9 protein-coding genes and 1 pseudogene are annotated in these 9201 nt (G+C 43.2%); all 10 read left to right on the top strand.

Annotated features, from left to right (window positions below; genetic code table 11):
• The first annotated feature begins 148 nt into the window (after positions 1-148).
• The 10 genes and pseudogenes from DWX28_RS03750 to DWX28_RS03710 all read left to right on the top strand — a co-directional run bounded on the left by DWX28_RS03750 (position 149) and on the right by DWX28_RS03710 (position 9175).
• Complete coding sequence (locus tag DWX28_RS03750) at positions 149-1171, top strand: RNA-guided endonuclease InsQ/TnpB family protein (protein WP_243002318.1); 1023 nt, start codon at positions 149-151, stop codon at positions 1169-1171.
• Between the two features lie 283 nt (positions 1172-1454).
• On the top strand, positions 1455-1619 hold the full coding sequence (locus tag DWX28_RS19500) for an efflux protein MATE family (protein ID WP_022214131.1): 165 nt from the start codon (positions 1455-1457) through the stop codon (positions 1617-1619).
• A pseudogene (locus tag DWX28_RS03745) lies at positions 1613-1870 on the top strand (MATE family efflux transporter); the annotation flags it as partial. The gene DWX28_RS19500 and the pseudogene DWX28_RS03745, both read left to right, overlap by 7 nt.
• A 245-nt stretch (positions 1871-2115) precedes the next feature.
• Entirely contained in the window at positions 2116-3297 is a 1182-nt protein-coding gene (locus DWX28_RS03740; RefSeq protein WP_118251870.1) for a BMP family lipoprotein, read from the top strand.
• Between the two features lie 36 nt (positions 3298-3333).
• Entirely contained in the window at positions 3334-4878 is a 1545-nt protein-coding gene (locus tag DWX28_RS03735; RefSeq protein WP_118251869.1) for an ABC transporter ATP-binding protein, read from the top strand.
• Positions 4871-5992, top strand: coding sequence for an ABC transporter permease (locus tag DWX28_RS03730; protein ID WP_118251868.1), 1122 nt, complete (start codon positions 4871-4873; stop codon positions 5990-5992). The genes DWX28_RS03735 and DWX28_RS03730 overlap by 8 nt, the downstream gene beginning before the upstream one ends.
• 1 nt (position 5993) lies before the next feature.
• Positions 5994-6935 carry an ABC transporter permease gene (locus tag DWX28_RS03725; RefSeq protein WP_022214126.1) on the top strand — a complete coding sequence of 314 codons (942 nt, stop codon included), beginning with the start codon at positions 5994-5996 and terminating at the stop codon, positions 6933-6935.
• A 54-nt stretch (positions 6936-6989) separates the two neighbouring features.
• Positions 6990-7793, top strand: coding sequence for a uridine phosphorylase (udp, locus tag DWX28_RS03720; RefSeq protein WP_022214125.1), 804 nt, complete (start codon positions 6990-6992; stop codon positions 7791-7793).
• A complete protein-coding gene (locus DWX28_RS03715) occupies positions 7774-7959 on the top strand; it encodes a cytidine deaminase family protein (RefSeq protein WP_022214124.1) in 186 nt (61 codons plus the stop codon). The genes udp and DWX28_RS03715 overlap by 20 nt, the downstream gene beginning before the upstream one ends.
• 25 nt (positions 7960-7984) lie before the next feature.
• Complete coding sequence (locus tag DWX28_RS03710) at positions 7985-9175, top strand: phosphopentomutase (RefSeq protein WP_022214123.1); 1191 nt, start codon at positions 7985-7987, stop codon at positions 9173-9175.
• Positions 9176-9201: the final 26 nt, after the last annotated feature.

Here is a 9201-nt window from a genome sequence, read left to right as displayed (position 1 = left end):
CTGGAATGTCTGCAACTATGAACGCCATCATTATAAAGAACTGGGACTGGAAAAGTATCTTGACTGGTATTATCAGAAAAAAGTACATAAAGGAGATCTGTGGTACAGACAGCTACCATCACAGACAGCGTAGGAGACCTGCAAGCAGTTGGACAAAGCATGGAAATCTTTTTATGTCCTGAAAAAGACTGGAGGGATCAAAGATCCAAATCCGCCCCGTTTTAAACAGGATAATATACCGGTCACATACATGCAGATGGGGATCCGGCATGAGAAAGGTTCAGACCAGCTGCGTCTGTCTCTGTCAAAGGATCTGAAAAGCTACATGGAAGAAACATATGGGATCCATGAAAAATTTCTATATCTTGAAAATAAGATTTTCAGGAACATGGATCATATAAAACAGCTGCGGATCTATCCACCGGAAAACGGAAAATGTGACCTTATTGTTATCTATGAGATTGAAGAGCCGGAACAGATTTCTCAGAATGGACATTATTTATCTATTGATCTGGGACTTCATAATCTGATGACCTGTTATGATTCTGGAAATGGCAGGGCTTTTATTCTGGGAAGAAAGTATCTTTCTCTGGAAAGATATTTTCATAAAGAAATCGCCAGAGTTCAGTCTGTATGGTATGCACAGCAATCGGAAAGAGGAATAAAATATCCAAAATCATCGAAACATATCCAGAGACTTTACAGGAAAAAGCAGAATGCAGTAAAGGATTATCTTCACAAAGTGACCAGATGGATTGCAGAATACTGCAGAAAAGAAGATATCCGCTGTGTGGTTGTGGGGGACATCCGAAATATCCGCAAAGAAAAAGATATGGGACACAAGACCAACCAGAAGTTTCACGGACTGCCATATAACAGGCTGTATATCATGCTGGAATATAAGTTGAAACTGTATGGGATTCAATTGATAAAACAAGAGGAAAGCTATACCAGCCAGTGCAGCCCGTTTTCACCGGAAATATCAAAGAGATATGCAGAATCATCAAACCGAAAAGAGCGGGGTATGTATATAACTGACGGAGTAAGATTTAACGCAGATGCAGTAGGCGCGTTTAATATCCTGCGGAAATATCTTTCCGTATCCGGGAAGCAAAAAGAATTGTCCGTAACCGGACTAAAAAATCCAGAAATAATAAAAGTAGCTGTATAGCCGAAAGGCAAGCAGTATTGGTGCCATGGACGCACCCTGAAAAAAGGCGGTATCCCGCCAGATTTCAGATGCTCTGGTAACTTGTTGCCGAGTAGTTCACTTGCCCATGAGAGGCTCAAACCTGTAAGAACCGCTCTTATTAATTTATATGGTCATACTCACCAGAAAGAACACTTTTATAAAGAACACCCTTATATGTATTGTGTGTGTTTAGACGCACATGAAATGAAGCCTGTACTTTTGGATGATATCATTGAAGAAGTAAAAGATAAAAGGATTGCGTATGAAGAAAATATTTTATAGCAAATTATGGGGGCTGATGCTGCCGATCGTGCTGCAGAATCTGATGCTGGCACTGGTTGCTGTTGCAGATGCATTTATGCTTGGCGGAATGGATCAGAACTATATGTCAGCGGTGTCGCTGGCGACGCAGATCCAGTTTATATGATCGGGCGTGCGGTCAATGACGTGACGATCAACGGAATCTTTGGTGCAGGCGGTGATACCTTATTTGATATGTACAGCCTTGCCGTCTGTATGTGGTGCCTCGCAATCCCACTGGCAGCTGCAGGAACATATTACTTCCACTGGCCGGTTGTGGTCGTTTATGCCTGTACCTGCATCGATGAAGTCGGCAAACTGCCCTGGGTGCTTCACCATTTCCGGAAGTATAAGTGGGTGAAGGACCTGACACATTGAGAAAATGTTTATTAAAAAAATCCTTTTGATTTTATATCAGAAGGATTTTTTTTGTGGAAATCAGGCATCCTCAATTGTATAAAATAACTAAAAACCAACGCAGCAAATTATCAAAAAGCAACGAAATATCGAAAGCACTTCTAAAAAAAGACATGTGTCCTATGAAAAAAGGACCAACGCCGCTTATACTTTGAACTAACAAATGCGGATGACAAAATCAAAAAAACATGAAGGGAGACGCCATAATGAAACGGAAAATAATGGCAATATTATTAGCAGCAGCGATTACTGGATCGCTGGCAGGATGCGGAAGTACACAGGACAAAAATGCGGCTGATGCTTCTGAACAAAAAATGAAAGTAGCAATGGTAACAGACTCTGGTGATATCACCGACCAGAGCTTCAATCAGATGACTTACGAGGCATGTAAGGCATGGGGAAAAGAAAACGATATTGAATTCAACTATTACAAACCACAGAGTGACTCCGATGAAGCAAGAACAGCAAGTGTGGATCAGGCAGTAGCGGATGGCGCGAATGTGATCGTATTATCCGGCTACGTATTTGCCCCGACTGTGATCGATGAATCGGATCTTTATCCAGAAGTTAAATTTCTGGCACTGGACGTAAGTGCCGGTGATATCTGCGAAAAAGGTATCGGAGAAGGATATGACTATAATCCGGATCACTACAATGTGACCGATTACTACAACGAAGATAACGTATACTGCTGTACTTATCAGGAAGAGCTTTCTGGATTTATGGCAGGTTATGCGGCAGTAATGCTTGGCTACCGTCATCTGGGATTCCTCGGAGGAATGTCTGTTCCGGCGGTCAACCGTTATGGATACGGATACGTACAGGGCGCGGATGCAGCGGCAAAAGAACTTGGAATTACCGATGAAGTGCAGGTCGAATATGTATGCGGCGGACAGTTCTATGGAGATGCAGATATCACAGCTTACATGGATACCTGGTATGGATCAAAAGGTGTAGAAGTCGTATTTGCCTGTGGTGGAGGTATCTATACTTCAGCGGCAGAGGCGGCAGTCAAGACCGGTGGAAAAGTAATCGGTGTTGACCTGGATCAGTCAGTAACGATCAATGAGTACAAAGACGGACTGACCGTGACATCTGCGATGAAAGGCCTGCAGGTCACCATTGACAATGTACTTGATGCGATCCTGAATGACGAATGGGATGAGTACGTAGGAAAGATCGAAAACCTTGGAATGGAATCACCGGATCCGGCTGAAAACTATGTACAGCTTCCGGAAGAGACGACACAGTGGGATGATACTTTTACAAAAGAAGATTATCAGAAACTGGTAGAGAGAATGTACAACGGAGAATATGAAGTCTCAAGTGACAGCACAACATTCCCGGAAACAGATATCACAGCGACCGATTACGGCAGCATTAAATAACAGGAATAATAAGCGATGAAATAAAGGAGGAAAATAATGAGCGAGTATGTTATTGAGATGTTAAATATAACAAAACGCTTTCCGGGTATTGTAGCGAATGACAATATTACACTTCAGCTAAAAAGAGGTGAGATCCATGCACTGCTTGGAGAAAATGGTGCCGGAAAATCAACGCTGATGAGTGTTTTGTTTGGATTGTATCAGCTGGAAGAAGGAGAGATCCACAAAGACGGTAAAAAAGTTGAGATCCAGGACCCGAATGATGCCAATGAACTTGGAATTGGTATGGTCCATCAGCATTTTAAATTAGTAGAATGCTTTTCCGTACTGGACAACATTATGCTTGGAGTAGAAACTACGACAAAAGGTGGCTTCCTTAAGAAAGACGAAGCAAGAAAAAAAGTAGTAGAGCTGTCTGAGAAGTACGGACTTGCCGTTGACCCGGATGCAAAGATCGAAAATATCACCGTGGGTATGCAGCAGAGAACGGAAATCCTGAAAATGCTGTATCGTGATAATGAAGTCCTGATCTTTGATGAGCCGACAGCAGTACTTACTCCGCAGGAAATCCAGGAGCTCATGGTGATCATGAAAAATCTGGCGGCAGAGGGAAAGAGCATTTTGTTTATCACTCATAAACTGGCTGAGATCATGGCAGTAGCAGACCGCTGCAGCGTTCTTCGAAAAGGAAAATACATCGGAACCGTAGATATCAAAGATACTACTCCGGAAAAACTTTCCGCAATGATGGTTGGAAGAGATGTAAACTTTATTGTCGACAAAAAGCCGGCCAAAACAGGAGATGTTGTATTAAGCGTAAAAAATATGACGGTTGCATCAAAACAGCATAAGAATAATGCTGTAAATAATGTATCTTTTGATGTCAGAAGAGGAGAGATCGTATGCATAGCAGGAATTGACGGAAATGGCCAGTCAGAACTGGTATACGGTCTGTCCGGACTGGAACCATTAAAAGAAGGAACGATCACAATGAATGGTCAGGATATTACCAATATGCCGATCCGCAAACGTATCACTTCCGGCATGAGCCATATTCCGGAAGACAGGCATAAACATGGCCTGGTACTTGATTATTCACTGGAAGACAACATTGTTCTGGAACGTTATTTCGAACCACAGTTTACAGACCGCTTCGGTTTCCTGAAGAGAAAAGAAATCAGAAAGTATGCGGATCGTCTGATCAAACAGTACGATATCCGTTCCGGTCAGGGACCGATCACAACAGTACGTTCCATGTCCGGAGGAAATCAGCAGAAAGCGATCATCGCGAGAGAAATCGACAAAGATCCGAAATTCCTGATCGCAGTACAGCCGACCAGAGGATTGGATGTCGGTGCGATCGAATACATTCACAAACAGCTTGTGGCTGAGCGTGATGCAGGAAAAGGTGTATTACTGGTAAGTCTTGAACTGGATGAGGTCATGAATGTCTCAGACCGCATTCTGGTCATGTATGAGGGCGAGATCGTCGGAGAATTTGACCCGAAAAAAGTATCCGTGGAAGAGCTTGGATTATACATGGCAGGTTCGAAGAGAAAGGGGACAAAAGAAAATGGATAAAAAACAGAAATTTCTGAGAAATAATGGATTTCAGACGGTACTGGCATCTCTGATCTGTATTATCATAGGTTTTATCATTGGATTTGTCGTACTGCTGATCATTTCACCTGCCGGAGCAGGAAAAGCGATCACTGCGATCTTGAAAAACTTTTTCTATTATCCGAATGCCGCAGCGGCGACGAAATATTTTGGAACGACGTTGATAAAAGCATCTGCACTTTTGATGTGTGCATTATCTGTTATATTTGCCTACAAAGTAGGCCTGTTCAATATCGGTGCTGCAGGCCAGTATGTGATCGGTGCAGGCGGATGCCTGTATATGGCATTAAAGTTTAACATGCCGTGGTATGTATGCCTGATAACAGCAGTAGTTATGGCTGCTCTTATAGGCGGGATTTCAGGCGCATTAAAGGCATATCTGAATGTAAATGAAGTAATTTCCTGTATTATGCTAAACTGGATTTCTCTTTACAGCATTAATATGTTATTATCACAGGTAAAGGATGGTTCTACACCATATACAAAATTATTATTCAGCTACAACAAGAGCGCAATGCTTCCGACAGCCGGATTAAATGAACTGTTTCACAATAAATATATGACGATCGGTGTACCGATGTCAGTTATCGTAGCGATCATTGTATGGGTCGTGCTGCAGAAAACAAAATTCGGTTTTGAATTAAAGGCAACAGGAATCAATAAACTGGCTGCAAAATACTGCGGTATGCGTGAAAAAAGAAATATCATCGTTACTATGATGATCTCCGGAGGTCTTGCAGGCTTTGGTGCAGGAATCTTCTACTTAAGCGGAATTGAACAGTGGATGGTGCAGCAGACGAGTGTGCCGGGGATGGGATTCAATGGGATCGCAGCGGCATTTCTTGGAGGCCTGAACCCGATCGGAACAATTTTTGCATCTTATTTTATCCAGCATATTACCAGCGGTGGTACTTATGTAGATACAACAACATACTGTACACAGATTTCTGATCTGATCTCAGCGTTTATTATTTATCTGTGTGCGTTTGTATTCTTCTTCAAGATCTGGTTTAACCGTTACCTGGACAAAAAAGAAGAAAGAAATGCAAAAGTAGAGGAAGGAGGCCGGAAATAATATGACATTATTAGTTCAGTACACATTGATCTTTGCATCCGTTCTGGCTCTGGTTGCCCTTGGAGGCTGTTTTTCTGAGCACAGCGGTGTAATTAATATCGGTCTGGAAGGTATTATGGTAATGGGAGCACTCGGTGGTGCTCTGGCAATGAAATTTATTCCGGCATCAACACCAGGAATCGTTTTATTCATCCTGATCGTGCTGACAAGTGTTCTGGTCGGAATGGTGTTTTCACTGTTCCTTGGAGTTGCGGCGATCCACTTCAATGCAGATCAGACACTGGTTGGAACAGCATTGAACTTAATGGGAACAGCAGCGGCAGTTGTTATCGTAAGAGCAATCAATGTGGCAGAAAATCCAGATAACGTATCTTCTACCGTAGTATATCGTCAGGCGAAACAGGTATTTCTGGTAAAGATCGGAGATTTTGAATTTAATTGGTTTATGCTGCTTGTTGTACTGGCAATCATTGCCTCACATGTAGTATTATATAAGACAAAGTTTGGTCTTCGTTTATGTGCATGTGGAGAGCATCCGCAGGCAGCAGATTCCGTAGGTATCTCTGTTTATAAGATGCGTTATGCAGGTGTACTGATCTCAGGTGCACTTGGCGGTCTTGGCGGTCTGGTCTACATCACTGCAGGTGTAAGTGAATGGAAATTTGAAAATGGTGTAGCAGGATTCGGTTTCCTGGCACTGGCAGTTATGATCTTTGGTCAGTGGAGACCGGTCAACATTGGACTGGCAGCACTGTTATTTGGATTTTTCCGCGCACTGTCAAATGTGTACACCGGATTTGCACCACTTGTAGCATTAAAACTTCCAAGCAGCTTATATAATATGCTGCCATACATTATTTCTCTTATCGTGCTTGCTTTTATTTCACAGAAATCAAGGGCACCAAAGGCAGAAGGAATCCCATACGACAAGGGACAGAGATAAAACAAAAAGAAATGAAAACAGGATATATAGTTACCGGAAAGAGAGGAAAAAAACATGAAAAATTATTCAGAAGACGCAAGCAAACAGTATCATATCCAGGTAGGTAAGGGAGAAGTCGGACGTTACGTTATTTTACCGGGAGATCCGAAACGCTGCGAAAAAATCGCAAAATATTTTGATGATCCGGTTTTTGTGGCAGACAATCGTGAATATGTGACTTATACCGGAACTCTGGACGGAGTAAAGGTAAGCGTGACTTCCACCGGAATCGGCGGACCGTCAGCTTCTATTGCAATGGAAGAACTTTATCGCTGCGGTGCAGATACTTTTGTACGTATCGGAACCTGTGGTGGAATGCAGCCAGAAGTAAAGAGCGGAGATGTTATCATTGCAACAGGTGCTATTCGTATGGAGGGAACCAGCAAAGAGTATGCACCGATCGAATTTCCGGCGGTAGCAGACCTGGAAGTGACTAATGCCCTTGTGGAAGGAGCTAAGAAAGAGGGCTGCGAATTCCATACAGGTGTAGTTCAGTGTAAAGATGCATTTTATGGACAGCATGAGCCGGAAACAAAACCGGTCAGCTATGAACTGATGAACAAATGGGAAGCATGGAAACGCCTCGGCTGCCTTGCTTCTGAGATGGAATCCGCTGCCCTCTTCGTAGTGGCAAGCCATTTAAGAGTACGTGCAGGCTCCTGTTTCCTGGTACTTGCAAATCAGGAAAGAGAAAAATTAGGACTGGAAAACCCGGTAGTACATGACACAGAGAAGGCAATCCAGGTTGCAGTACAGGCGATCCGTGAACTGATCCGTGCAGACAAGGCGAGGGAAAATAATGGAAAAGAAACAGATTGAAGAAATGATAGACCTGGCGATCAGACAGCTTGATTATTCCTATGTACCATATTCACACTTTCATGTAGGCGCGGCACTTCTGGCAAAGAATGGTAAGTATTATACCGGATGCAACATTGAAAATCTTCCGCTTGGATTCGGACCAGCGAATCTGGGGGAGGCATAAGCCGGACAGGCAGAAAGGAATATTTATGGAAACTTATAAGAGAGTATTTGTGATCGTTCTGGATTCACTTGGAATCGGCGCAATGCCGGATTCTGAAAAATTTGGTGACAAAGGTGTGGATACTTTTGGACATATCCTGGATAAGATGGGAAAACTGGATATTCCAAATCTTCAGAAACTTGGAATGCTGAATCTGCATAAAGGTGGAAATATGGAAGGTGTAGAGAAGCCACTGGGCCGCTATATGCGAATCGGCGAGACCAGCAATGGCAAGGATACCATGACTGGACATTGGGAGATGATGGGAATTTACACAGAGAAACCATTTATCACTTTTACAGAAACAGGATTTCCAAAAGAACTGATCGATGAGCTGGAGAAGAGATGTGGCAAGCGTGTCATTGGAAATAAGAGTGCCAGCGGTACAGAGATCATCGAGGAACTTGGTGAGGAAGAAATCAATACAGGAGCGATGATCGTCTATACTTCTGCTGACTCTGTACTGCAGATCTGTGGAAATGAGGAGACTTTTGATCTTGCAAATCTGTATCGCTGCTGTGAGATCGCCAGAGAACTGACCATGAAAGATGAGTGGAGAGTCGGCAGAGTTATTGCCAGACCTTATGTCGGAAAGAAAAAAGGCGAGTTCAAGAGAACCAGTAACCGTCATGATTATGCACTCAAACCGACTGGCAGAACAGCGCTGAATGCATTAAAAGATGCAGGACTTGATGTGATCGGTGTCGGCAAGATCAATGATATTTTCTGTGGCGAAGGAATCACAGAGACGCACCATTCCGACAGTTCTGTTCATGGTATGCAGCAGACGCTTGAAATCTGTAAAGAAGATTTCCACGGACTCTGTTTTGTCAATCTGGTAGATTTTGACGCCCTGTGGGGACACAGAAGAAATCCGGAAGGATATGGCCATGAGATCGAGAAATTTGACAAAGGCCTGGGAGCTCTCATGGATGAACTGAGAGAAGATGATCTTCTCATCCTGACAGCAGACCATGGAAATGATCCGACTTATACCGGAACTGATCATACCAGAGAATATGTGCCGTTTGTTGCATATTCAAAGAAGATGAAGGAAACAGGTGCAATCGAGAACCAGGATACTTTTGGTGTGATCGGCGCGACTATTGCAGAGAACTTCGGCGTGGAGATGCCAGAGGGCACAATTGGAAAATCAATTTTGAAAGACTTGGCGTGAACCATTGGGGACGGTGTTTTGTGGCA

This window comes from Blautia sp. AF19-10LB (assembly GCF_003461245.1).
Classification (GTDB): Bacteria; Bacillota; Clostridia; order Lachnospirales; family Lachnospiraceae; genus Blautia_A; species Blautia_A intestinihominis.
The sequence above is the reverse complement of the archived record's forward strand: the minus strand, read 5'-3'. Positions and strand labels throughout refer to the sequence as shown.

What these genes read in the sequence shown, in the direction of transcription:
- DWX28_RS19500 (WP_022214131.1), top strand. Translation starts at nt 1,455, where the DNA reads ATGAAGAAAATATTTTATAGCAAATTATGGGGGCTGATGCTGCCGATC.
- udp (WP_022214125.1), top strand. Translation starts at nt 6,990, where the DNA reads ATGAAAAATTATTCAGAAGACGCAAGCAAACAGTATCATATCCAGGTA.
- DWX28_RS03725 (WP_022214126.1), top strand. Translation starts at nt 5,994, where the DNA reads ATGACATTATTAGTTCAGTACACATTGATCTTTGCATCCGTTCTGGCT.
- DWX28_RS03735 (WP_118251869.1), top strand. Translation starts at nt 3,334, where the DNA reads ATGAGCGAGTATGTTATTGAGATGTTAAATATAACAAAACGCTTTCCG.
- DWX28_RS03715 (WP_022214124.1), top strand. Translation starts at nt 7,774, where the DNA reads ATGGAAAAGAAACAGATTGAAGAAATGATAGACCTGGCGATCAGACAG.
- DWX28_RS03740 (WP_118251870.1), top strand. Translation starts at nt 2,116, where the DNA reads ATGAAACGGAAAATAATGGCAATATTATTAGCAGCAGCGATTACTGGA.
- DWX28_RS03710 (WP_022214123.1), top strand. Translation starts at nt 7,985, where the DNA reads ATGGAAACTTATAAGAGAGTATTTGTGATCGTTCTGGATTCACTTGGA.
- DWX28_RS03730 (WP_118251868.1), top strand. Translation starts at nt 4,871, where the DNA reads ATGGATAAAAAACAGAAATTTCTGAGAAATAATGGATTTCAGACGGTA.